The organism is Flavobacterium alkalisoli (genome assembly GCF_008000935.1).
GTDB classification, from domain to species: domain Bacteria; phylum Bacteroidota; class Bacteroidia; order Flavobacteriales; family Flavobacteriaceae; genus Flavobacterium; species Flavobacterium alkalisoli.
This window is the reverse complement of record NZ_CP042831.1, coordinates 2,404,199-2,429,742: the sequence shown is the minus strand read 5'-3', so window position 1 is coordinate 2,429,742 and position 25,544 is coordinate 2,404,199. Positions and strand designations below refer to the sequence as shown.

The window sequence follows — 25,544 nt, the reverse complement described above, 5'->3', positions numbered from 1 at the left end:
AACTTACTGAACACAGGCTATTTTTTCGAAATTTTTCAAGCAATGAATGAATTGCTCATACAAAACAACCAACAAAATACAACTGCACCTCTCACTTATGTAGAACGACATTTGGTAAAGAAGAATCTTCGTGAACGTTTTTTCCCTACAACTATTGATAAATGGTTAAAAGTAAATGCTAACCTTCAAAACAGTATATATAAAGAAGTTTATAATTATATAAGCAAGCTTTCGCTAAAAACCCCAATAAGATCTTTTGATAGTATCGACTCAAAATTTTTATCACTTTTTACTACACTATCGCACACTAATAATATAACTGTTGATTTAGCAGGAATTCCTCCCGTAGTAGTAGAAGATGTATTTTCTTTACTTAAAAAAACAGCGGCTAACGGAGGTGCAGTTATAGTGTATGATCGTTATGACGAATTTAAAGACGACTGCACTTTGTATCTGGAAGCAAAATACCTGAAAAGTTCATTTGCAGATTAATGATTACCTTATTTCAACCCTACTTACTAAAAGGAATTATGTACTTTCAAATCAACAAATAACCAAATGCAGAAATAGACATTTATGGTATTGCCAGTTATGGAAAATTAGATTAATTTTGCACTTTCAACAACGTAACTACTTTTTCTAATGATCCATTTCTTCGGAAACCAGACGAATACCGTATTTGCAGTACAATCGCAAAACGAACTTTCTACAGAGGATATTTCAAAACTGAACTGGCTTTTTGGCAACGCACATAAAATAGAGAAATCCGTACTGACGGATTTTTTTGTTGGCCCGAGAGCTACCATGATCACTCCATGGAGTACCAATGCCGTTGAGATTACCCAAAACATGGGTATTGAGGGTATTGTGAGGATTGAAGAGTTTGAAAAAACTACAGAAGACAACACTGATTTTGACCCTATGCTTTCGCAAAAGTATAACGGACTTAACCAGGAGATTTACACCATAAACATACAGCCGGAACCGATACTTGAGGTTAACGATATTGCTGCTTACAATGAAAAAGAAGGACTGGCACTTAGCCCTGATGAGGTAGAATACCTTAGAGGACTTTCTGAAAAACTGGGACGTAACCTAACCGACTCTGAAGTGTTTGGTTTCTCTCAGGTGAATTCAGAGCACTGCCGTCACAAAATATTTAACGGTACGTTTGTAATAGACGGTGAGGAAAAACCATCATCACTTTTTAAACTTATCAAGAAAACATCTCAGGAAAACCCTAACGATATCGTTTCGGCTTATAAGGACAACGTAGCCTTTATAAAAGGGCCACGCGTACAGCAGTTTGCTCCTAAAACAGCAGACAAGCCCGATTTTTATGATGTTAAGGAGTTTGACTCGGTTATATCGATTAAAGCGGAAACGCACAACTTCCCTACTACTGTAGAGCCTTTTAACGGTGCTGCAACAGGTAGTGGTGGTGAAATTCGCGACAGGCTGGCGGGCGGACAGGGTTCGCTTCCTTTAGCAGGTACAGCGGTATACATGACCTCTTACTCACGCCTTGAAGAAAACCGCCCTTGGGAAAACGGTATGGACGAGCGCAAATGGCTTTACCAAACCCCAATGGACATCCTTATAAAAGCATCTAACGGTGCATCTGACTTTGGTAACAAATTCGGACAGCCGCTTATATCGGGTTCGGTACTAACATTCGAACATGAAGAAGATGCCCGCAAACTTGGTTTCGATAAAGTTATCATGCTTGCAGGAGGTATTGGTTACGGTAAAGAAAGTCAGTCTAAAAAACAAAAGCCGCAATCAGGCGATAAAGTAGTTATACTTGGTGGTGAAAACTACCGCATTGGTATGGGTGGTGCAGCAGTATCATCTGCCGATACGGGAGAATTCAGCTCTGGTATCGAGCTTAACGCCATACAGCGTTCTAACCCTGAAATGCAAAAACGTGCTGCAAACGCCGTGAGAGGCCTTGTAGAAAGCGACGAAAATCCAATTGTTTCTATTCACGACCACGGTGCGGGCGGACACCTAAACTGTTTGAGTGAACTTGTTGAGGAAACAGGAGGTAAAATAGATTTAGACAAACTGCCTGTGGGTGACCCTACCCTTTCGGCTAAAGAAATAATAGGTAACGAGTCGCAGGAACGTATGGGACTTGTTATCGGACAAAAAGATCTTGATACTCTTAAGCGTATTGCCGATCGTGAGCGTTCGCCAATGTATGCTGTGGGTGATGTAACGGGAGACCACCGTTTTACGTTTGAGTCGGCTACAACAGGTGCTAAGCCAATGGACTTTGCCCTTGAGGATATGTTTGGTTCATCGCCTAAAACAATCATGACCGATAAAACGGTTAAAACAAAATATACTAACCCTGAGTATTCTGAAAATAACATTCACAGTTACCTTAACCAGGTGCTTCAGCTAGAGGCTGTAGCGTGTAAAGACTGGTTAACTAACAAGGTAGACCGTTGTGTGGGCGGACGCGTTGCTAAACAGCAAACTGCAGGACCTATACAATTACCGCTTAACAACGTGGGCGTTATGGCGCTGGACTTTGCAGGTAAAGAAGGTATTGCAACTTCTATAGGCCACTCGCCTGTTGCTGCCCTTGCCGATGCTGCTGCCGGTAGCCGTACTGCTATTGCAGAAGCTTTAAGTAACATTGTTTGGGCTCCGATGAAAGACGGACTTAAGAGTGTTTCGCTTTCGGCAAACTGGATGTGGGCTTGTAAAAACGAAGGTGAAGATGCAAGGCTATATGAGGCTGTAGAGGCTTGTAGCAACTTTGCTATCGAACTGGGCATTAATATCCCTACCGGTAAAGACTCTTTATCAATGAAACAAAAGTATCCTAACGGCGATGTTATCGCTCCGGGTACTGTAATTATATCGGCTGCAGGTAACTGTAACGACATTAACAAAGTAGTAGAGCCTGTACTTAAAAGAAACGGCGGAAACATTTACTACATTAACCTATCGGGCGATGCATTTAAGCTTGGAGGTTCGTCATTCGCACAGGTGCTTAATAAAGTAGGTAACGATGTGCCTACCATTAAGGATGCTGCCAAATTTAAAACGGCTTTCAATACTATTCAGGAGCTTATAAGAAACGGTAAAATTGCTGCCGGACACGATATAGGCAGTGGTGGTTTAATTACTACGCTTCTTGAAATGAGCTTTGCTGAGGTTAACCTTGGTGCTGAATATGACCTTACTGCCCTTAACGAGGCCGATACGGTTAAAGCCCTGTTTAACGAGAACATTGCTCTTGTTATCCAGGCAGATGCAGCTGTTGAGGCAGAACTTGCTAAAAACGGTGTAGACTTTACCCTTATAGGTAAACCAATGGAAGGACCTGTAGTTACCGTTAAAAACGGCGACAGCAACCTTACTTTCGACGTTATCGAAACAAGAGATACATGGTACAGGACTTCATACCTGTTAGACCAGAAACAAAGTGGAAAAGTAAAAGCGCAGGAGCGTTTTGACAATTATAAAAACCAACCGCTTACTTACAGCTTCCCTAGCCATTTTAATGGAAAAAAAGTAGCTGTAGACAGCAGCAAACCAAGGCCAAAAGCAGCTATTATACGTGAAAAGGGTTCTAACTCAGAGCGTGAAATGGCAAACGCTATGTACCTTGCCGGATTTGATGTTAAGGACGTTCACATGACCGACCTTATCTCCGGTCGTGAAACACTTGAAGACATTCAGTTTATTGGTGCTGTAGGTGGTTTCTCTAACTCAGATGTACTTGGTTCGGCAAAAGGATGGGCTGGTGCTTTCCTTTACAACGAAAAGGCTAAAACGGCTTTAGAGAACTTCTTTAAGCGTGAAGATACACTATCGGTAGGTATTTGTAACGGTTGTCAGTTATTCATTGAGCTTGGTCTTATAAACCCTGATCACGAAAACAAACCGAAAATGCTTCACAACGATAGCCACAAACACGAGAGTGCCTTTACATCGGTTACCGTACAGGAAAACAACTCGGTTATGTTGTCTACCCTTGCGGGAAGCACACTGGGTGTATGGATTTCGCACGGTGAAGGTAAGTTTAGCATGCCGTATGCAGAAACAGAGTACAACATTGTGGCTAAGTATGGTTACAACGGCTACCCTGCCAACCCTAACGGTTCAAGCTTTGATGTAGCGATGATGGCAAGCAACGACGGTCGTCACCTGGTAATGATGCCACACATTGAGCGTTCTATGTTCCAGTGGAACTGGGCTTACTACCCGGAAGGACGCCAGGATGAGGTTACACCTTGGCATGAAGCGTTTGTTAATGCACGTAAGTGGATTGAGAACAGAAAATAAGACTTCTTATATATGATAAAAAAGCCCCGCAAATTGCGGGGCTTTTTTTAGGGGTTATGTTAAAATAAAAATGTTAAATTAGCTAATACTTAATTACACACCTTAATGGACAATAAAGCTGAACAATATTATCCTACATATGTTTTTAAAAAAGAAAATAGAGACGTTGTCTTAATTGAATTTGAGGAAGCTCAAAAGCTAGCTAATTCACAAACAAAAATTTATGCTCAGGTAGCCAGTATATTAGTTGCTTTGACTGCTATAATTATCCCGTTTTTCTTTAATCAACAAGAAAAAAACTTAACTATTTTTAAAAATAATTCCATACTCTTTTCCATAATAGCTACATGTCTTGGAGCATTTCTACTTAGATACTTTGTTGAACTACAAAGACAAATAACATTTAATGCTAGAAAAGTAGTTACCCTTCGTTCTATGCTGGGATTAGACTATGGCAATATACACCTAACAATCCCAAATAATAGAGTTGAAGGAGCTAAGAATCCTTTCGAAATTAGGTTTTTTAATGGATGGCTATGGTTTCAAAGTGTTCCATTCTGGATATTAACAGTAACTATTAATTTTATTTGGTTTTACTCCTTAGAAAACAATGGTTATTCAGTATCTCTTTATGTTTATATAATAATACACTTGATAGTTACATGTTTATACTATTATATTTTTAGATGTAAATTATATGAATTACATGAAACTTTTTACTTACAATTTGTCCAATTAATTAGTAGAATTTTCGCTATAAAATTACTACCAAATTTTGAGTATATATTGTATCGAGCAAAGTTGTCATATATAGACCTTGACAGATTAGGTATTAATTATGAAAACCTAAAAAGAATATTAATTGATATTGAAGATCAAAATTTTTATAGTAATAAAGGAGGAATTTCAATCAAATCTACATTAAGAGCAGGAGTAAGTAGATTTAAACGTTTTAGAAATAAATATGGATATATTGAAAGTGGTGGTTCAACAATAACGATGCAATTAACACGAACTCTTTTTATTCCCTCTAATCAAAATAAATATCGTAGAAAATTCATTGAAATATTACTATCAATTTGGTTAAGTCATCAGTTTAATGAAAAAGAAATATTAAAAATGTACATATCATCAGTAAGATTTGAAAGAGGAGTTATGGGGCTTTCTGATGCAATAAAGTACTTCTTTACAGAAAGAATAAAATCTAAAAATCTTACTGAAGAAGAATCATTTTTTTAGTGGAAAGACTGTCTAATATATCATCTACCGTTAATGATAAAAGAATAAAGCATCTTTTGACAAGGACTAAAGTTAAAGTTAATGAAGAAAAATTAGACAAATTATATCAGCAAATGATAGATAACGTAAAACTACGACCTGTATAAAATATTATAACAGTTTACTATTTCTCCAGCTGGCGCGAGCGTTCCACTCACGCTAGCTAAAGAGATATTTTGAATCTCTTAATAATAGAATGGGAGAATTTTATGAATAGTTTTAAAAAGATTTCAGCAGAAGATGAAGAATAATGTTACCATAATTTTACTGTTGTTTTTTGGTATCCTTATAGCTTTTTTTGGGTATAAAATTTTTTATATCAAAAGATGTAAAATTTGCAAATCTAAATTACAAAGAAAAATAGATGAAGAAACTAACGAAATAATACTAAGTTGTCCAAAATGTAATTTTACTAAGCGAACTGGAGTATATTTTGGTTCAATTGAATAATAATTAGCGCGAGCATCCCGCTCTTACCTATTAAACACCTCTTTACCTCACCAAACATGAAACTCTCAATCATTCTACTTTTATTACTGGCTTTTTCCTGTGGTAATCCTGCAAATGAATTTGACAGCAAATTAATTAAAAGGATAGCTGATGAAGATATTACTACCGATATACCCTCTCGGTATTCAGGACTTGATTTCTATGTAAAATGTGAAAATGGTGATGTTGCTCAGGTAGGTATAAATCTACTTAGGTTTATGTACAAGGAAAATAAAATGGATATTTCCTTTGAAGAGTTTATTACAACAGTCTTAAACCATCAGCAAACATTTGCAGAATCAAAGTATATTGATTGTTTTTCATTGGATAAAGAAATTTCGAAACAGTATCATTCACAGGGTTTTAAATCTTTTCTGGCAATCTATTTTGAGAAATCTCATGATAGTTTCAGATTAAAGAAAAGCTTATCTGAAAATAAACTGGAAACTTTATTCTATTACTGCTACCTCAATAACTACCTTTCAAGCTTTGATGATCCTTCCGGGTTTCATTACATCACAAAGACATCTGATTTGTATTAAGGTTGAGATTGCCACAGCCTGCCACGCACAGCGGGGTCGTCCCTCCTCGCAATGATAGGGGAACTTTTACACAATTCTGAGATTTCTCCACTACACTGCGTTTCGGTCGAAATGGAAACAACAGCAGAGTGAAGCTCCGGCATTAAACGCCGTGGCGTAAGCAAATTACGGAATGAGGCGTAAAGAAGCATCCGCTGTTTGAGGCGACAGCCGAGTTCGGATGGTTTAGCCGAAAGAGGTAATTTGTAGCCTAAGGGGTTATAGCCGTGCCTTTTTCGTTCTTTTGTGGCAGGACAAAAGGACAGAACAAAATCTCGAGATGTCTCCACTTCGTTGCACTTCGGTCGACATGGAACATCCTAACATAAACAGATTGCCGCGCTGCACTACGTTTCCCTCGCAATGACAAGCGAAGTCTCACGTCTATTATCTATTATCTGAAAATCTTAATTTAAATACCCGCTACCTGCTTAATCTCGTCTATAATCCTAACGGCAAGGGCATCGGCTTTATCCTGACCTTTTGCTTCGGTATAGATCCTGATAATAGGCTCGGTGTTCGATTTTCTAAGGTGTACCCACTCCTCTGCAAAGTCGATTTTCACACCGTCTATGGTAGAGATATCCTCGTTAGCATATTTGGTCGCCATAGACTCTAAAATAGCGTCTACGTTAATTTGCGGCGTAAGCTCAATTTTGTTCTTGCTCATATAATATTGCGGATAAGAAGCCCTAAGCGCAGCAACGCTCATTTTCTTTTCTGCAAGGTAAGTAAGGAACAAAGCCACACCCACCAGTGAATCGCGGCCATAGTGAAGCTCAGGGTAAATGATACCACCGTTACCTTCGCCACCTATAATAGCGTTATTCTTTTTCATGAGTTCCACCACGTTCACCTCTCCTACTGCGCTTGCCTCATAGCTTCCGCCATGTTTTTCGGTTATATCCCTAAGCGCACGGGAAGATGACATATTGCTCACGGTGTTACCCGGTGTTTTGCTCAGTACATAGTCGGCCACCGCAACAAGGGTGTACTCCTCACCAAACATTTCGCCATCGTCGCTAATAAACGCCAAACGGTCTACATCCGGATCTACCACTATACCAAAGTGTGCCTTTTCCTTAATCACAAGTTCGCAAATATCGCCCAGGTGCTCTTTTAACGGCTCCGGGTTATGAGGGAAGTGTCCGTTAGGCTCACAGTATAGTTTTACTACCTCTACCCCCATCTGCTCAAGCAGGTTAGGGATAATAACCCCCCCCGATGAGTTAACACCATCTACCACTACCTTAAATTTGGCAGCCTTAACAGCCTCAACATCCACAAGCGGAAGGTTAAGCACCTCATCAATATGAATATCCATAAACGCATCGTTTGATGTTATTTCGCCCAAGTTATCCACATCAGCAAAATCAAAAGCCTCGCTTTCGGCAATCTCAAGTATTTTGGCACCATCGGCACCACTAAGAAACTCCCCTTTTTCGTTAAGCAGTTTTAAGGCATTCCACTGTTTAGGGTTGTGGCTTGCGGTAAGTATAATACCACCGTCGGCCTTTTCCAGCGGAACGGCAACCTCAACCGTAGGCGTAGTGGAAAGGTCTAAGTCTACCACATCTATACCTAATCCTACAAGGGTATTCATTACAAGGCTGTGAATCATTGGGCCTGATATACGTGCATCGCGGCCTATTACTACAGTAAGTTTTTCTTTATTGCTTTGGCTCTTTAGCCATGTACCGTATGCAGAAGCAAATTTTACGGCATCTACTGGTGTCAGGTTATCTCCGGTTTTTCCTCCTATCGTCCCCCTGATACCTGATATCGATTTAATTAACGTCATTTTTTAAAATTAGTTAGCGGGTTGTTTTTTCAGTCACAAATATAATAATGCATTTTCTTAAAGGGTTTATCAAAATCATAAAAAACGTTAACAAAATAGGATTATCCCGCCATTGTGCTTTTTGGTATTTGCCAACACAAAACTTATCGCTAAATTGTGCCTATGAACTTTTTGGCACACATATACCTTTCGGGCGATAACGATCTGGTTAAGATTGGCAACTTTATGGCCGATAATATTCCGGGAAACAAATACGAACATTTTCCGCCTGATGTTCAAAAAGGGATACTGCTGCATCGTGCCATAGACAGTTATACCGATGCCCACCCCGTTTTCAGGAAAGGTACAAAAAGGCTGCACCCCGTGTATCATCATTATGCCGGAGTGATTATGGATATGTTTTATGATCATTTCCTTGCCAAAAACTGGGCAAGCTACAGCAGCACTCCGTTAGAAGAATATACACTGGGCTTTTACCATATACTGGAGGCCAACTACGATATACTTACCGAAAAGACCAAGGGCATGATGCCGTATATGATAACCTATAACTGGCTGGCAAGCTATGCTTCGCTGGAAGGTATTGAGCGTATACTCACGCAAATGGACAACAGGACCAAAAACAGGTCGGGTATGCGGAATTCAGTTAAGGAACTTAAGGAACACTATGCTATTTTTGAAAAGGAATTCGCCGAATTTTTCGCAGATTTGCAAAATCACGTAAAAGAGAAATCAGCCGAACTGGAAATATGAATTTCATAGACGAACTTACCTTGGGCTTTAAAGCCAATGCCAATGCTGAAAACGCAAAGTACATGCAGGACTACATGAGGGGCCTGTTTACTTTTTATGGCTTAAAGACAAACGACAGAAGGGCAATTTTTAAGGAAGCCTGCCTTAACCATAAACAGGAAATTAAAACATCCTGCCGCGATATAGCCCTTAAACTCTATGAAACGGAAAAAAGGGAGTATCACTATTGTGCCATAGAGCTGCTTATAAAAGAGCTTAAAAAGAAGTTTGTAAAGGATGATATAATCCTTATTGAACATCTTATAGTTACCCATTCGTGGTGGGATAGTGTAGATACTATTTCCAAATATCTTTTGGGAGTTTACCTGCAGCAGTTTCCGGAGGAGACAGAAAACGTTATAAACCGTTTTTCCGATAGTGATAATATGTGGCTTAACCGAAGTGCTATTATCTTCCAGCTGGGTTATAAAAAAGATACTATTGAGGATATACTTTTTACCCAAAGCCTGAAGCATAAGCACAGTAACGAATTTTTTATACAAAAGGCTATTGGCCGGGCACTAAGAGAGTACGGAAAAACCAATCCGCAGGCCGTTAGGGATTTCGTAACAAAAGCCGGCCTAAAGCCCCTGAGTGCTAGAGAAGCGTTAAAAAATTTATGATTTAGACCTAAATAATTTACAAATGCAGTACCTTAGCATTTTTAAATTCTCAATCTAAATAGTAGTAGTAAGCAATGCCCAAAAGAACAATTTCTAAAATCAGATTATTCTTCAGAAATAACTTTAGGCGTCTTGAAACCCTGTTCTTTTTACTGAAAAGCCTTTTATCCGAAAGGCACTTTATTTACCTGTCTTGTGTTTTGGTTTCCATCTCCACAGGTTTTGCGGTAATTATACTTAAAGGGTTTGCCCACAACGTTTTCCGTTTTGCTACCTATGTAAACAGCTACCTTAAGCTGCCTTACATTAACAGTATATTGCCTATAGTGGGTATTGTACTAACGGTATGGGTAGTGCGTAGGGTACTTAACAATAAAATTGAGAAAGGAAGCTCGCGCATACTTTATGCCGTAGCAAAAAAAGGAGGTATAATCCCCAGGGCACAAATGTATGCCCAGATACTTACCAGTTCCCTAACCGTAGGTTTAGGAGGATCGGCAGGACTTGAGTCGCCCATCACCATAACGGGTGCGGCTTTCGGGTCTAACTTTGCACAAAAATACAAGCTGTCTAAAAAAGACAGGATACTCCTTTTGGCCTGTGGTGTGGCTGCCGGTATAGCCGCAGCGTTTAATGCCCCTATTGCCGGGGTGCTTTTTGCCATAGAGGTTGTACTTACCGATGTTACCATCACGGCCTTTATCCCTATTATGATATCGGCAGCGACAGGTGCGCTTATCTCTACCATTGTACTTAATGAAGAGGTATTACTAACTTTCCCTAAAGAACAGTCTTTTGATTACCATAACATACATTACTATGTACTGCTGGGCATACTGGCAGGTTTTGTATCACTATACCACGCGCGTACCTTCCAGAGGATAGAAGAGCATTTTGCCCGTACTAAAATGGGACAGTACCGCAAAGCATTATACGGTGCCATTCCGCTTGCATTTCTTATATTCCTGTTCCCAACACTTTTTGGTGAGGGTTATGAGAGTATCAAGATACTTTCGGGTCAGCACCCGGAGGTTATTATGAACAATACCCTTGTAGATGAATTTAAAGACAATGCCTGGATACTATTGCTTTTTGCAGGTATAACCATGATGCTAAAGGTATTTGCAACGGGACTTACGCTTTCCTGCGGTGGTAACGGTGGTAACTTTGCCCCTTCCCTGTTTGTAGGGTCTTACCTGGGCTTTTTTGTGGCCAAAATAATAAACCTCACCGGACTGGATAAAGACCTGCCTGTGGGCAACTTTACCATAGTGGGTATGGCAGGTATTTTGAGCGGACTTTTCCATGCGCCGCTAACGGCAATATTCCTTATCGGGGAGATTACCGGAGGTTATAGCCTTATGCTTCCGCTAATGATAGTATCATCTATCAGTTTTGCGGTATCCAAACAGTTTGAAGTTCACTCTATGGACGTGAAACACCTTGCCGAAACAGGTGAAGTATTTACATCAGACAAAGACCGAAACGTACTTAATTCTATAGACATCCTTAATATCATTAAAACCGATGTTCCTACCCTGCTGCCTACACAAACTCCCGATGATGTGGTGCAGCTGCTTACCTCTACAAACGAAAGCCTTTTTGCTGTTGTAGACGAAAAGAAACGACTGGTGGGTATAATCGATTTTAATGCCATTAGGCATATAATATTCAGTCCGTTTAAGATAAAGTATTCCAAGCTGGAAGAGCTTATGGCTCCTGCAACCGAAACGGTATCACTTGAAGATTCGGTAGAAATGATTATGGACAAACTGGAAGCCTCGAAAGCCGACTACCTCCCTATACTTAAGGACGATAAGTTTTATGGCTTTGTGCAAAAATCTAAAATACTTAACGACTACAGGGAGAAGCATATTGAAATGATTATTGAGTAGAGCTCAGTATTCAGTGGGCAGTAGATTGCTTCGTACCTCGCAATGACGGTAGCGGCTGTCATTTCGACCAGCGAGAGAAATCCCAGAGATTTATTTCATCAGTTCGGCTTACAGCCTCGTGTCTCACTCCGTTATCACTTCGTATCCAAATGACATCCGATACTAACAACAGAGTGAAGCTATGGCATTTGGCTCTGTGGCGTAAAGAAAATTATGAATAAGGCGTTAAAAGCATTCGCTGTTTGAGGCGATAGCCGAGTTCGAATGCTTTAGCCGAATGAAATAATTTTTAGCCTAAGGAGTTACAGCCGTAGTCACGCTACAGCGTGATGGTTCTTTTGTTTCAAGACAAAAGAATAATGTTAAACCAGCCCTAAGCTTATTTTAAACTCTTTTATCTTTGTTTACATACCATTTGCTGCTTACTTTTGCATAAATTTTTTATCTCATAACTTATGAAGAATAAAAGAAAGCAATATGTAATTACTACATGGCAAAAACTAATAATAGCATCACTGCTTGTAGGTTTTTTAGCAGGAGCACTTTCCATAAGCCTGAAGCATATAACTGAACATTTTGAAGCCAGCCTATTTGAAAAAACCCTTATCAATAAATTATACCTGCTTGTATTTCCTTTAATAGGGCTTTCGGTTATATATTTCTTAAGGCATTACCTTTTTAAAAAGAAAGAGAATAAAGGCATAAAAGAAGTTTTTGAAAGCACACAATCAGGAAAAAATCTGGCTGCTTATAAAATCCCTTCCCATTTTGTAAACGGACTTATTACAGTAGGTTTTGGAGGATCGACAGGTATAGAAGTCTCTACTGTGGTTTCTACGGCAGCAATAGGGAATATAGCGCACAAAAAAGAACGATTTTTAAGAAAATACAAAAATGAACTTATCTGCGCTGGTATAGCGGCAGGTATTACCGCATTGTTTTCCAGTCCGTTAGCAGGTATATTATTCGCTTATGAAGTAATTACCAAAAAGATGTCTAAATCATTTGTTATTGCAACAGGACTTTCGGTAACAGTTGCTTACAGCTTATTGCTCCTTATGAACGAGCCCCCTCTTTTTAAAGTTGCCATATCACTCTGGAAATGGAAGGCAATACCTTACTTTATTGTTTTAGGTATTATTGCCGGATTAAACTCTGTATACCTTACTAAATGTGTATTGGTTATTAAAAAACTGTTTTCAGCAGTAAAAAAGCAATCTTATAAAATTATGGTAGGGGCTTTATCATTAAGCATTGTCCTGCTTATATTACCTCAGTTATATGGGGATGGCTATCATGCCATAAAAGAAAATTTAGAATCAGCCAATACCTTGTTATTCACATTGCCTGTTGCGCTATTGCTTTTAGGCATTATTGTAATGAAGCCCATAATAACCTCTATTACATTAGGCGCAGGCGGAGATGGTGGCGTTTTTGCACCCAGCATTTTTATAGGTGCTTTTTTAGGGCTTTTAGTGGCTTTGCTGGTTAATACATTTTTACATGCAGATATCATACCTCTTAATTTTATGATTGTAGGCATGGCAGCTATGCTAAGCGCAAGTATACATGCTCCGTTAACGGCATTGTTTCTGGTATGTGGTGTGGTAAACGATTATACATTGTTTTTCCCTCTGCTTGTAGTTTGTTATGTGGCAAAAATCACTTCAAAAATGATTTGCCCGTATAATGTGTATACTTATAAAGAAAAAACTGCACATGCCCGTTAAACGAATTAAACGTACCTACCGTAAAACACGGTATGTTTTATACAGAGAAACCTTAGTAGACTTTAAAGAACACTTTTGGGCTTATATAGGATCGTTTATAGGGTTAGGTATAATAGCTTATTTACAGTACGGACTGATGCCTGAAAAGGAGCTTGTGTTTTTGATAGGATCTTTTGGGGCATCCTGCGTTTTGGTATATGGAGTTATAGAAAGTCCGCTGGCACAACCACGAAACTTAATTGGCGGACACGTTATATCTGCCATAATTGGGGTAACGGTACAAAAAATATTCCCCGACCTGCTATGGGTAGCTGCCCCGCTTGCAGTATCGTTATCCATCGTTGTGATGCAAATAACCAAAACACTACACCCACCCGGTGGCGCTACAGCGCTTATAGCCGCAACGGCTTCTCCGCAAATAAAGGCTTTGAGCTATATGTATGTCCTTTCGCCTGTACTGTCGGGTTGCTTAATACTGCTTGCCATAGCATTGATTTTTAATAACCTTACCCCATACAGAAAGTATCCTTCGCACACAGCCAGAAAAAGATACAAACAGATATACAGGAGGTTTAAAACCAAGTTTTAGATTTTAAGACAATAGATGATAGACGCAAGACTGTCATTGCGAGCGGAATGGAATGGAGCGTGGCAATCTGTTTAAGTTTACAGAGATTGCTTCGCAGGCTCGCAATGACCACGCCATGGCGTGGCAGGCTAAGGGAATGTCATATCGACCGCAGGGAGACATCTCAATTTGTTATTCATCATTAAACAAACACACCCCTGCCCCTCTCAAGAGGGGAACACTCAAAACCATGACAGATTGTTTCGTCGTACCTCCTCGCAATGACTACGCCACAGCGTGGCAGGCTGAGGGACTGTGTTATGAAGTCTCAAATCTCATATCTATTATCCAAAATCCTGCTCAAAATCTAACACAACGTTAAAGTACTCTTCTCTAAAAATTTAGTTTGATAACTTTATATATTATCAGACTAGCTATGGAAGAGAATGAAATTTTTGACGTGATAATTATAGGGGGAAGCTATGCCGGGTTATCAGCCGCATTGTCATTAGGCCGTGCCGGAAGAACGGTACTGGTTATAGACAGCGGAGAACCCTGTAACAAACAAACACCCTACTCCCACAACTTTTTAACCAACGATGGCAGCAAGCCCAATACCCTAAGGCAAATAGCCCGCGAACAGGTTTTATGCTATCCTACGGTATATTTTCTTGACGGATTCGCCCTTCATGTCGCTCCGGTAGGTGATACCTTTCAGGTAGCCACAAAAAATAAACAGGTTTTCACTGCTAAGAAAGTACTTTTTGCTACGGGAATAAAAGACACCATTCCCATTACTCCGGGGTTTGCCGACTGCTGGGGAATCTCTATACTGCACTGCCCCTATTGCCACGGACACGAATTTAAAAACAAAAAGATTGGGGTTTGGGGTAATGCCGACATGGGGTATGAAATGGCAAAAATCATAAGTCAGTGGAGTGATAATCTTACCCTTTTTACAAACGGTACCAGTACACTTACCCCAGAGGAAGTAAACAGCCTAAATAAAAACAATATAACAATAGTTGAAAACTGTATAGAAGCCATTGAACATGATAACGGCAAGTTAATATGCCTTCATTTTAAGGATACCGAACCCGAGCAACTTGATGCCGTATTTACCCAACTGGCGTTTATACAGCATTGTGATATTCCGGCAGCACTTGGCGTTGAGTTTACCGAGAAAGGCTTTATAAAGGTAGACCGCACCATGCAGACTTCGGTTCCCGGTATTTATGCTGCGGGCGACTGCCTTACTCACTTTAGGTCTATAGCTAATGCCGTAGCACAGGGAAACAAAGCGGGTGCAACCATAAACAGACAGCTTATTGAGGAGAAGTTTGCAATTTAGACCTGAAGATAATAGATGATAGACGGTAGACTTCAGGGAGATATCTCTAGCCTAACTCATAATTTGAAATTTGAAATTCATAATTAAACACACCCCTATCCCCTCTCAAGAGGGGAACACTCAATCCCATAACAGATTGCTTCGTCGTGCTTCCTCGCAATGACAAAAGCAAATATTAACAGCAGAGTGAAGCTATGGCATTTGGCTCTGTGGCGTAAAGAAAATTATGAATGAGGCGTTAAAAAGCATTCGCTGTTTGAGGCGATAGCCGAGTTCGAATGGTTTAGCCGAATGAAATAATTTTTAGCCTAAGGAGTCACAGCCGTAGTCACGCTACAGCGTGATGGTTCTTTTGTTTCAAGACAAAAGAATAGTTTAAGATTGCCACAGGCTCGCAACGACCACGCTACGCCATCGCAGGCTAAGGAAATGTTATGGAGACATGGAGACATCTCAATTCGTAATTCATATTAAACACACACACCCCTATCCCCTCTCAAGAGGGGAACACTCAACTCCATAACAGATTGCTTCGTCGTTCCTCCTCGCAATGACAGAGTGAGTAATCTTTGAATCTTAAATTAAATCCAATAAAAAAGGCTGCCGAAGCAGCCTTTAAACTATTACTTATTACCTTTTTCGTAGTCAGCAATAAACTGAGCTAAACCGCTGTCGGTAAGTGGGTGTTTTAATAAACCTGCAATTGCGCTTAGAGGGCCTGTCATAACATCGGCTCCTATTTTAGCACAGTTTACAATGTGCATAGTGTTACGTACTGATGCAGCAAGAATTTCTGTTTCATAACCGTAGTTATCATAGATAAGACGGATATCTTCGATAAGTGTTAAACCATCTGTAGAGATATCATCTAAACGACCAATAAACGGAGACACATAAGTAGCACCTGCCTTAGCAGCAAGTAATGCCTGACCTACAGAGAAAACAAGCGTTACGTTTGTTTTGATTCCTTTATCAGAAAAATATTTAGCAGCTTTCACACCGTCTTTCGTCATAGGGATTTTAACCACAATCTGCTCGTGCAGTTCGGCAAGCTCCTCACCTTCTTTAATCATACCTTCATAGTCGGTAGCAATAACCTCAGCGCTTACATCGCCGTCTACAATATTACAGATGTCAACATAATGCTTAAGAATGTTGTTTCTTCCTGTAATACCTTCTTTAGCCATTAGAGACGGGTTAGTTGTTACACCATCTAGAACGCCAAGCTCCTGAGCTTCTTTAATCTGGTCAAGATTAGCTGTGTCGATAAAAAATTTCATGTTCTTACTTTAAATATGTTTCTGGAAAATTTTTTTGCAAAACTACAATTTATAATGATTCATAAGCAACTTTTCATACACTTTATCAGGCAGTAACCTTTTTAAAACTATAGAAAACTTTTGCATAAATGCACCTACCTTATAATGCACCTTAGGATTAGGGTCTTTTATTATAGCATAAACAGCCTCAGCCATTTCCGTTGGATTACTGCCACTGTCTACATGGTCGTTCATCATGTTAAGCGTGTTACCATAAGGAACCTCATACGGCGAACCTTTTACAAGTGGTGCATGGTAACGCCCTGCTGCTATGTTTGTGGCAAAATCGCCTGGTGCTATATTACTTATTGTAACGCCAAAGCCCTTAACCTCCATACGAAGGCCTTCGGTAATAAGCTCCAGCGCCCCTTTTGATGCCGAATACACGCTACGGTATGGCAGCCCCATATAACCGGCTATGGAAGTTACGTTAATTATGAGTCCGTTTTTTTGTTCGCGCATTTGCGGCAGTACAGCCTTCATTACCTCGATAGGGCCAAAAAGGTTGGTTTCGAAGTTGTTTTTAATCTCATCAGCAGGAATCTCCTCAAGCGGACCTGTAATACCCACACCCGCATTATTAATAAGTATATCCAGTCTGCCTTCTTTTTGTATTACTTCGCTAACCGCTGCCTTAATACTTTGTGCATCGCGAACATCGAGCGCTACAAGCGGAAATTTAGACTCGGGCACCCTTTGCGGATTACGGCTGGTACCATATACTGTATATCCTTTTTCTGCAAGAAATTCGCCTACTGATTTACCTATACCCGAAGATCCTCCGGTAATAAAAACAACTCTCTTCATTAATGGTTGATTTGAAGATTTATAAATGAATGGCGAAAATACGGATTTTTAAAGAAAGACGATTAGATAATAGATGAGAGACAGAAGACTATTATAAATGATAAATTTTAAGTTTTGAATTAAGGACTTCGTTAAGTAAACTCATACCATCATTACGAGGAGGAACGACGAAGTAATCTTAAGAATTTAGCCATACAATACGCTACCTCAGCTCACAACCGCGTTTACACATTTCATAGGCCTTTTTATTTATCAACTTCTCTTTACTATAGGCAATCCATGTACTGACAACAGATTTCTCTTTATTTTTAAGAACGTTTTCATATTGAAATGCTAAAATGCTTAAACTTTTATTATAAGTAATTTCACAATGACAGGAATCTGTTTCAGGCATACTAAAAGGAGCAATTATATTTGCCAAATCCCACAAATTTGAATCTTTTAAAGCCAGATAAAACCCACTATTAAGTTCTTTCATGACAGAGTATTTTTCCTTTAGTATAAAATATTCTTTTTCTGCTTCTTCATAGTCTTTAAAAGAAGTAAGTTTTATCTCTTCTTTCAGGACTTTCAAAAAGAGGCTTTCATAACATATTTCATTAAAAGTTTTGAGAAAATATATTTTGTTAACGTAATTTTCAGCTGCCTTTTCAAAATCTTTATAACTATCGGATACGAGCATCAGGTCATATTCTTTTTTTAAATCTTCATTTAGGGGTTTTTCCTGAGCAGTTACAAAATTGAAAATAAGAACAAAGGCAATTAGAATACATTTTTTCATTTTAATTTCTTTAACATTTAGGATTTAACAATAAAAGTACACCCATATTTTAATTCCGTTTCTCGGCAAGAAAAGCAGAACATATACATTAAAAGAATTAAAACAGGTAAGGCTTTCATGTTGTAAATATAGTCTTTTACTTTAGAATCCCTTCTAACTAATAACCTGCGTTTCTACTTTAGCCTTTGTAAGATTTGAAAGCGTATAAAGTCCGCCAACTGTTAGTATTGACCCTCCCACAAAAGGAAATCCGGCACCTATAAGGTCGGCAATGTTTGAAGAAAACAAGAACGGAAGGCAAAATACCATCCCGAAAACTCCAGCAAAAACAGAAACTATTGCTGCATACTTTGTTAGACTACTCATATTCCAAACAGTTCTTTTAGTTTTCTTAGTACCAATTACGTGCTGCCTTAAATCTACAGTTTCAAAAGAGGCATACTCTTCAATAGTCCACTTAGAAACCGGTTGGGACTTCCTTCCCAGTTTAAAGTCCTTGCGTAAAGTACTCCACTCATCAGGTAAAAGCAGAACTCCAAATAGTAAAATCGTAAAACACGGAATAGTATAATTACCGTTACCCAGCATAAATGACTGCATTCTTATTTCGCCTACAGGTGTCATATCATACTCTAACAGAACATGCTTTAGGTCGTGGCTTTCATAATTAGGTACAAGAGTCAGATTGTGGTCATCAAGGCATTTGGCAATATCAAAACCTAAAGTCCCTTTAGGGTATTCTCTTAGTTTATCAACTTTTCCTTTATAGATATCCATATCAGAAAAATTTTCTATTAAGCTAACAGATAAGTTAAACGACCATTTGATAATTTGCCTTGCTGCCTTTTGTATACTGTTCATAATTCCATTAAGTATATAGCTATTAAAAATAGAGTGAACTTAAAATTAATAAAATATAGTATTTATTTCAAAAAAAGTAAGGAGTTAACCAACGAAGTAAATCTCAAATGCCTTAAAACAAAAAAATCTCCCATTGGGAGACCGACTGTATAAAAGAAAAAAATGGCAAGCGACCTACATCGCACCGCTACAACCACATACCTTTGCTGCGTTCCCGCCCTGGAGGAGTCTGCAGGAGCTGGTCGTGTAGGACTTGCCGGTGCAAATATACAATCTTTTTGTATTTTCGCAAAGGCAATTGCCAGTTGTAAAATACAATTGTATATTGTAATCGCTATTAATAAAACCATGAAAAAACATAACTTATTAGCTTTCATTTTATTGGGGGCATCCGCAATGAGCTGTGACGGCACAAAAAATTCTGAAAAAAATTTATTTAAGCTCGATACTTCGGCCATGAAACAGCAATATCACCTTGAAGAATCTACTTCTTTTAGCGTGGTAAATGAAAAAAACAAAGAAATTGACTCGGTTGTTTATTATGTAAACGACAAAAGAATAGGTGCTGCAAAAGGCAACGAAAAAGTAAACTTTAGCTTTAACAATCAAAAACTGGGCTACCTAAACATAAAAGCCCTTGTATTTTTTGAAGGTAAAAACCAGGAAGTAGACGGAAGAGTAGAAATTACCAGTAGTGTAGCCTTTACTCCGCTTAAGTATGAAATTGTAAACACCTACCCTCACGATATTAAAGCCTATACACAGGGTCTGGAGTTTTACCGCGACACCTTAATTGAAGGTACCGGAAGACACGGAATATCTACCCTACGCAAAACCAACTATAAAACAGGTGAGGTTTACAAGCAAATCAGTATTCCTGAAAAATACTTTGGCGAAGGTATAACCGTATTTAATAATAAGGTATACCAGCTTACATGGCAAAGCCACACCGGCTTTGTATACAATGCCGATACTTTTGAGAAGATTAAGGAGTTTAAATACTTTAAGAATATAGAAGGCTGGGGACTTACCCACGATGATAAATACCTATACCAAAGCGACGGTACCGAAAAGATATGGGTACTGGATCCTGAAACCCTTGAGGAGGTAGACTATATTAATGTATATACCCAAAACACCAAAATTAAGGCTGTAAACGAGCTGGAGTGGATAGAGGGTAAAATATATGGTAACATCTATCAAAAAGATGCTGTTGCTGTTATAGACCCTAAAACGGGAGCCATTGAGCACATTATAGACTTAACTGAACTTAAGCATAAGGTTACCCCTCATCCGGAACTTGATGTATTAAACGGTATTGCTTACAACCCTAAAACAAAAACCATTTTTGTTACCGGTAAAAACTGGGACAAGATGTTTGAAATACGTATCAAAAAAGACTAGTGGTTATACACTACTTATATATGAAGCTTCCTTCGGGGAGCTTTTTTTATTTCCATTCCGATTGAAGCGACAGCGAAACAGAGAAATCTCTCTGTCGTAAAAATATCTTCACGTAACAGATTGCTTCGCAGGCTCGCAATGACAACCGGAGTGTTATAAACCTTCCAAATACTTTTTACCTGTTTACTTCAGAATAAAGGAACAATTACTACATTTGAGTTTAACCTTACCATATATGAAACACATAGCCTTACTTTTACTCCTGTTTATATCACTCACCTGTTACTCTCAAAGTTTTACTTTTAAACATATGGGAGATCAGGACAAACCCATGCCTTCCATAGAAATTTCTGTTACTCCAAAAGATGGCACAAAAAAAAACATAGAAAAAGAACTAAGCAAAAGCATGGAGTTTTATTACACCTATTATGTGGACACTAAAACTTTTGCTATGATTAGTCTTTATATAACAGACTATAAAGTAAACCGTGAAGACATATTTTCTGCAGAGCTTCCTTATGGCACTTATAATGTTAGCTATACCTCTCCGGATACTAAGCATTACAATTCGCTATATCTGTTAGGGGCACTAAAGAGTAAACCTTTTTTTACAGGACTCCTTCCCTACCTAAAAGACTATAAAGAATTAGATGAAGCAGTAAATCAGGTAATAAAAAGATTATCTGTAACCAAAAGTTAATAGTTATGAAGAAGCTTATACTCAATCTTGTTATACCTATAACGATACTTACGTTTGTGTTTCTAAACAAATGGTGGGTAGTAGATATAATTGATGGCCCTCGTGTAATAATGCATGGCTTTCCGTTTATATTTGTTTCTCCGGGTATTCATACCTCCCTGTCTTTTGAGTTTTATATCCTTCCTCTCATTGCAGATTTACTAATATACTTTACTGCCTGTTTTACATTGGTTGCCATTATCAATAGATTAAGAAAAATAAACCTTAGTACAATTCAAATCTATACGATACGGATTATAGCCCTAACTTCTTTACTAATATACACCCCCGATTTGCTTTTTATGGATAATGAGATATATAGCCTTACCCGTGATTTTGATATTGAAGTTAAACAGAGTAGGTTTGGTTTTGGAATAACCAGTTATTCAGGACCAAAACATGTATATAAAGAAACAGAAAAGCCTTAGTCTTTTATTAAAGGTGTAAATCAATATTTTCACTAACTTTGAGTATAACCTTACTGATATGAAACGACTTATACTCATTTTAGTAATTCCTCTTACCTTATTATCGTTTATGTTTGTTTCTAAATGGTGGTTGGTAAATGTCCCTGACGGACCCGGTGAGGTAATTATGTACGGTTTCCCTTTTATATATCTTGCCCCGGGGTTTCACACCTCACTATCTAATCAGATTTTTCTACTTCCGCTATTGGGCAACCTGTTGGTTTATTTTGCAATAAGCTTTGTTATTATCTATATAATTAACCGTATAAAGCGTATAGTAATGTCTAAACTCATTATTACAGGTATTTGGGTTATAACGGTACTGCCACTCATTTTTACCATCCTAATAGCCCTTAATCCTGATAATGTGTACAGCCTTAAGTGTAACTGTCAGGCTCAGGTTATCAAATCAGGTTTCGATCTTGATGCGCAGGGCTACTGGACACCCCACATGACGGTAGAGAAAGCAAAACAAAAATAAATTGATACCATAAAGAAGTCCGTATTACCCCTCATCGCTTACAAGTCAGTTCGTTATATTTGTTTTCATCAAAAAACGAACAGCTATGCAAACAGGATTTAAATCTGTTTATCAAACCACTATCAACGCTCCAACAGAAAAAGTATGGCAGGCACTTACCGATGCTTCTATCGTTAAGCAGTACTTTTTTGGCTCTAACATGAAAACCGACTGGAAAGTGGGCAGCCCTGTTCTCTTTACGGGCGAATATGAAGGGCAAACCTATACTGATGAAGGTACGGTGCTGGAATATGAGCCTAACAAAAGGCTTTCTTTCAGTTACCTGAGCAGCTGGAGCAACTTACCGGACGAAACCAACAATTACCTACAGGTTACCTATGAGGTACAACCTGAACAACAGGGGACTCAACTTACCGTTACCCAAACCAATTATGATGAAGAAAGAGCTAAACACTCACAACAAAGCTGGGCCGTTGTTATAGACGGACTCAAAAAAATTGTTGAGTAGTTAGCAAGCAGTACAGCATCAAAGTCCTTCCTTATAAAGAAGGGCTTTTTTTTATTCCTATTATATAATGTGTTTCTACAATTCTAAGATTGCCGCGTCGTCCCTCCTCGCAATAACAAGAAAAAGCCGCTGTAAAAACAACGGCTTTTATCAAACCAACCAAAAAAAACAGTCACACACTGAATTTATCTTTAAGTTGTTTAATTACTTGTGCATAAGCACAGTATCAACAACATGAATAACACCATTGCTTTGGTTAACATCGGCAATAGTAACTTTTGCCCTGCCACCTTTTTCATCCATAACCCATACATCTTTTCCATCCATCATAAAAGTAAGAGTACCACCCTGTACTGTTTTTGCAGTGTACTTACCATTACCCTTTTTAATGGCTTTCACAATATCGGCTGCGCTCCACTTACCTGCCACAACATGATACGTTAGTATACCCTGAAGCATTTCTTTGTTCTCAGGCTTTAAAACAGTCTCTACAGTCCCTTTAGGTAATTTATCAAAAGCCTCGTTTGTTGGTGCAAATACCGTAAACGGACCTTTACCCTTTAAAGTTTCTACTAATCCGGCAGCTTTTACGGCCGCAACAAGCGTTGTGTGATCTTTAGAATTTACGGCATTATCAATAATGTCTTTTGTAGGATACATGGGCGCTCCGCCTACCATTACAGTCTTTTGTGCGAAAGACGCGGTTCCTAATAGCAGCATAAAAGCCACAATTGCAGTTGAATAGATTTGTTTTAGATTTTTCATAATTGAAATTTTAACGTTTTATAGGAAAATTTACGTCGTTCATCGATTTTTGGTTTTAAACAAGATAAGTTTTACAAATTTTTAACTACTTTTCGATCAAATCAGTCAGGCATATGAAAACGCAGCTGAAATATATAGGTAAAAATATTAGCTTACAGGTACTTACAGATACCGTAAAAGAAAAGGGGCTAAACAGGCAAAATACCTTAGTGCTTAATCCTCAGGATTATAACACTGTGGTACTGGAACAAACCCAAATGTTTGAAGAAGTACAACCTATACCATTGACAGTTAACGGAGTACTGATTCAAAAAGATGATAACAAAGATATTCCCTACGGGATAATAGGGATAACATAAAAATATTTAAATGACATAGAATACACATCCAACAACCAAACCAACCAACCAATAAACATTAACCACCAAACAAAATTACTAGACATGTTAAGCGGATTCATTGAACTAAACTCTGATCAGGTTTTTTCCATCAGATGGAAAAGCTATGATGAAATCATTAGACTTGCTTTAACTGAGTTAGCAGCCCTTCAACCGGGCACAACGACCTTAAACCTTATTACAAGGTTAGAATCGCACATTCCTCCCCAAGGATTTAACGAAAGGCACGAAATGGGCTGGGGCTTTATAGACAGCACACTGCATAAAACTATTTGCAGGAAACTGGAGCTTTGCAACCTGTGCCAGGACGAACAACAGCTGTTTTGGACAGCCGTTGAGAACGGTTACTCTAGACTTTTACAATGCTGTGATGAGTTTACTCACCTGCAACCCCACTACGTAAAAGAGCTTTTGGAATTAAAATCAAGAGCAGCGTAAACCAACTAAATACTACCACGCAATTTTAACAGTTTAAGGAGGTAAATATTACCACCCGGGAATACTGTTGCCATGCTAATAAGGCATTAAAGTTAACCGCTTTAATATGCCGGGGGGAGTTTTGTTTTAATTTGAAATAAACAAATTGCTTTTCAACCTTAAAAACGTAGTAAGATGAGAACAATATTTTTAGCCGAAAACCTTGGGATGCTGGTACTTTACGTATTTTTTACAGCAATAATAATATCACTTATAATAATAACCATGCTAAATTTTGCCTTTGCCAGAAGAGTAAAAAACTGGTGGCAGATTATAGCCTTTATAGTACTTGCATTACTGGTACCTGTGGGGGTATGCAGATGCGTAATAAGCTTTATAGGGGTGTTATAAGTAAAAGGAATTAACCAATAGAACAAACACAAACACAAATTCTTTAAACACCTTCTATATTTCCAAATTGCCTGAAAACCAAGCTAGCAGCGTTATCATTGTGGGGGATTACTTAACTAACTTATTTCGGGCAATTTTTTAAAAGACATAACCAACTGTAAGGTTAACCGGCAAAAGGCCTTGCAGCGATAGAATACATTACACCTTAAATTTACTTTGCTATTTTTTTATCATAGCCCGGAACATCCAAGTGACATGCGTTATCAAATGGGGGGATTACAGTGAAACTTATTATTTCGGGCTATTTTTTTAAGAGACACAGACTGCAGAAAGCAACGGCCCATGCAGCACCATATAAATAAATTTATGCCCTGCTATTATATATAACTATGATTGCCCGAAGCCTGATAAATTCATGCTATCTAGGGGGATTACATCGAAAAAAACATCAATTCGGGCAATTTTTTTAATCATAGCACAGGCACTATATACAAAACGAACAATTTGAGATAGTTTAATATTTAGTTATTTTTTAAAGCCCGGAATCGGCAAGGCAACATGCGTTATCAAATGGGGGGATTACTGCAAAAACACTTTTGATTTCGGGCTATTTTTTAAAGATTATACGCATGAAAATGCACAGTATATAAGCCAATAAGATGAACCTAAATTAATTAGTTATTTTTTGAGTCCGGAGCAATCCTGGTGAAAGCGGTAACTTGTTTCCGGACTCTCTTTAACTAACAAAACATTAAAAGAACATCCAACTAAAC

The 25,544-nt window shown here is 38.5% G+C and carries 24 protein-coding genes and 1 other RNA gene; 18 read left to right on the top strand and 7 right to left on the bottom strand.

The annotated features are described in order from the left end of the window. Positions 1–42: 42 nt before the first annotated feature. The 4 genes from FUA48_RS10850 (at position 43) to FUA48_RS10835 (ending at position 6,614) form a co-directional block, all read left to right on the top strand. Positions 43–492, top strand: a complete 450-nt coding sequence (locus tag FUA48_RS10850) for a hypothetical protein (protein ID WP_147583547.1) — start codon at positions 43–45, stop codon at positions 490–492. 150 nt (positions 493–642) lie between these two features. Beyond that, positions 643–4,305 carry a phosphoribosylformylglycinamidine synthase gene (gene purL, locus FUA48_RS10845; protein WP_147583546.1) on the top strand — a complete coding sequence of 1,221 codons (3,663 nt, stop codon included), beginning with the start codon at positions 643–645 and terminating at the stop codon, positions 4,303–4,305. Positions 4,306–4,410: 105 nt separating this feature from the next. Beyond that, entirely contained in the window at positions 4,411–5,544 is a 1,134-nt protein-coding gene (locus FUA48_RS10840) for a biosynthetic peptidoglycan transglycosylase (RefSeq protein WP_205729405.1), read from the top strand. 545 nt (positions 5,545–6,089) lie between these two features. After that, on the top strand, positions 6,090–6,614 hold the full coding sequence (locus tag FUA48_RS10835; RefSeq protein WP_147583545.1) for a hypothetical protein: 525 nt from the start codon (positions 6,090–6,092) through the stop codon (positions 6,612–6,614). A 451-nt stretch (positions 6,615–7,065) separates the two neighbouring features. On the opposite strand, the gene glmM is transcribed toward FUA48_RS10835, so the two are convergent. After that, positions 7,066–8,454 (bottom strand): phosphoglucosamine mutase, encoded by a 1,389-nt coding sequence (glmM, locus tag FUA48_RS10830; protein WP_147583544.1) that lies wholly within the window; start codon positions 8,452–8,454, stop codon positions 7,066–7,068. A 162-nt stretch (positions 8,455–8,616) separates the two neighbouring features. Between glmM and FUA48_RS10825 the strand changes: the two genes are divergently transcribed. The 6 genes from FUA48_RS10825 to FUA48_RS10800 all read left to right on the top strand — a co-directional run bounded on the left by FUA48_RS10825 (position 8,617) and on the right by FUA48_RS10800 (position 15,413). After that, on the top strand, positions 8,617–9,207 hold the full coding sequence (locus tag FUA48_RS10825; RefSeq protein WP_147583543.1) for an acyl carrier protein phosphodiesterase: 591 nt from the start codon (positions 8,617–8,619) through the stop codon (positions 9,205–9,207). Further along, positions 9,204–9,869, top strand: coding sequence for a DNA alkylation repair protein (locus FUA48_RS10820; RefSeq protein WP_147583542.1), 666 nt, complete (start codon positions 9,204–9,206; stop codon positions 9,867–9,869). The genes FUA48_RS10825 and FUA48_RS10820 overlap by 4 nt, the downstream gene beginning before the upstream one ends. Positions 9,870–9,943: 74 nt before the next feature. Beyond that, the gene (locus tag FUA48_RS10815; protein ID WP_147583541.1) at positions 9,944–11,764 is read left to right on the top strand and encodes a chloride channel protein; all 1,821 of its coding nucleotides are present in this window, start codon (positions 9,944–9,946) and stop codon (positions 11,762–11,764) included. Positions 11,765–12,219: 455 nt separating this feature from the next. After that, complete coding sequence (locus tag FUA48_RS10810) at positions 12,220–13,494, top strand: chloride channel protein (RefSeq protein ID WP_147583540.1); 1,275 nt, start codon at positions 12,220–12,222, stop codon at positions 13,492–13,494. Continuing rightward, on the top strand, positions 13,484–14,083 hold the full coding sequence (locus FUA48_RS10805) for an HPP family protein (protein ID WP_147584987.1): 600 nt from the start codon (positions 13,484–13,486) through the stop codon (positions 14,081–14,083). Before FUA48_RS10810 ends, FUA48_RS10805 begins: the two co-directional genes overlap by 11 nt. A gap of 415 nt (positions 14,084–14,498) precedes the next feature. Continuing rightward, positions 14,499–15,413, top strand: coding sequence for an NAD(P)/FAD-dependent oxidoreductase (locus tag FUA48_RS10800; RefSeq protein WP_147584986.1), 915 nt, complete (start codon positions 14,499–14,501; stop codon positions 15,411–15,413). Between the two features lie 623 nt (positions 15,414–16,036). Here the strand turns inward: FUA48_RS10800 and fsa are convergent. The 5 genes from fsa to ffs all read right to left on the bottom strand — a co-directional run bounded on the left by fsa (position 16,037) and on the right by ffs (position 19,440). Continuing rightward, the gene (gene fsa / locus FUA48_RS10795) at positions 16,037–16,693 is read right to left on the bottom strand and encodes a fructose-6-phosphate aldolase (RefSeq protein ID WP_129750241.1); all 657 of its coding nucleotides are present in this window, start codon (positions 16,691–16,693) and stop codon (positions 16,037–16,039) included. Positions 16,694–16,735: 42 nt separating this feature from the next. Then, positions 16,736–17,539, bottom strand: coding sequence for an SDR family oxidoreductase (locus tag FUA48_RS10790; protein WP_147583539.1), 804 nt, complete (start codon positions 17,537–17,539; stop codon positions 16,736–16,738). Positions 17,540–17,741: 202 nt separating this feature from the next. Then, complete coding sequence (locus tag FUA48_RS10785; protein ID WP_147583538.1) at positions 17,742–18,320, bottom strand: hypothetical protein; 579 nt, start codon at positions 18,318–18,320, stop codon at positions 17,742–17,744. 153 nt (positions 18,321–18,473) lie between these two features. After that, positions 18,474–19,181, bottom strand: coding sequence for a hypothetical protein (locus FUA48_RS10780; RefSeq protein WP_147583537.1), 708 nt, complete (start codon positions 19,179–19,181; stop codon positions 18,474–18,476). 161 nt (positions 19,182–19,342) lie between these two features. After that, positions 19,343–19,440, bottom strand: an RNA gene (ffs, locus tag FUA48_RS10775) — signal recognition particle sRNA small type. A gap of 89 nt (positions 19,441–19,529) precedes the next feature. On the opposite strand from ffs, the gene FUA48_RS10770 reads away from it, so the two are divergent. From FUA48_RS10770 to FUA48_RS10750, 5 genes are all read left to right on the top strand, one after another. Continuing rightward, complete coding sequence (locus tag FUA48_RS10770; protein ID WP_147583536.1) at positions 19,530–20,585, top strand: glutaminyl-peptide cyclotransferase; 1,056 nt, start codon at positions 19,530–19,532, stop codon at positions 20,583–20,585. 235 nt (positions 20,586–20,820) lie between these two features. Next, positions 20,821–21,285: a hypothetical protein gene (locus FUA48_RS10765; protein WP_147583535.1), complete on the top strand. Its 465-nt coding sequence runs from the start codon at positions 20,821–20,823 to the stop codon at positions 21,283–21,285. A 5-nt stretch (positions 21,286–21,290) separates the two neighbouring features. Then, on the top strand, positions 21,291–21,752 hold the full coding sequence (locus tag FUA48_RS10760; protein WP_147583534.1) for a hypothetical protein: 462 nt from the start codon (positions 21,291–21,293) through the stop codon (positions 21,750–21,752). 58 nt (positions 21,753–21,810) lie between these two features. Continuing rightward, positions 21,811–22,272 (top strand): hypothetical protein, encoded by a 462-nt coding sequence (locus FUA48_RS10755; protein WP_147583533.1) that lies wholly within the window; start codon positions 21,811–21,813, stop codon positions 22,270–22,272. Positions 22,273–22,357: 85 nt separating this feature from the next. Next, positions 22,358–22,780 carry an SRPBCC domain-containing protein gene (locus FUA48_RS10750; protein WP_147583532.1) on the top strand — a complete coding sequence of 141 codons (423 nt, stop codon included), beginning with the start codon at positions 22,358–22,360 and terminating at the stop codon, positions 22,778–22,780. 204 nt (positions 22,781–22,984) lie between these two features. Here FUA48_RS10750 and FUA48_RS10745 read toward each other — a convergent pair whose 3' ends face one another. Then, positions 22,985–23,545, bottom strand: a complete 561-nt coding sequence (locus FUA48_RS10745) for a fasciclin domain-containing protein (protein ID WP_147583531.1) — start codon at positions 23,543–23,545, stop codon at positions 22,985–22,987. 113 nt (positions 23,546–23,658) lie between these two features. On the opposite strand from FUA48_RS10745, the gene FUA48_RS10740 reads away from it, so the two are divergent. The 3 genes from FUA48_RS10740 (at position 23,659) to FUA48_RS10730 (ending at position 24,771) form a co-directional block, all read left to right on the top strand. After that, entirely contained in the window at positions 23,659–23,904 is a 246-nt protein-coding gene (locus FUA48_RS10740) for a hypothetical protein (protein ID WP_147583530.1), read from the top strand. 84 nt (positions 23,905–23,988) lie between these two features. Next, positions 23,989–24,381: a hypothetical protein gene (locus tag FUA48_RS10735; RefSeq protein ID WP_129750231.1), complete on the top strand. Its 393-nt coding sequence runs from the start codon at positions 23,989–23,991 to the stop codon at positions 24,379–24,381. 174 nt (positions 24,382–24,555) lie between these two features. After that, positions 24,556–24,771 carry a hypothetical protein gene (locus FUA48_RS10730; protein ID WP_147583529.1) on the top strand — a complete coding sequence of 72 codons (216 nt, stop codon included), beginning with the start codon at positions 24,556–24,558 and terminating at the stop codon, positions 24,769–24,771. Positions 24,772–25,544: the final 773 nt, after the last annotated feature.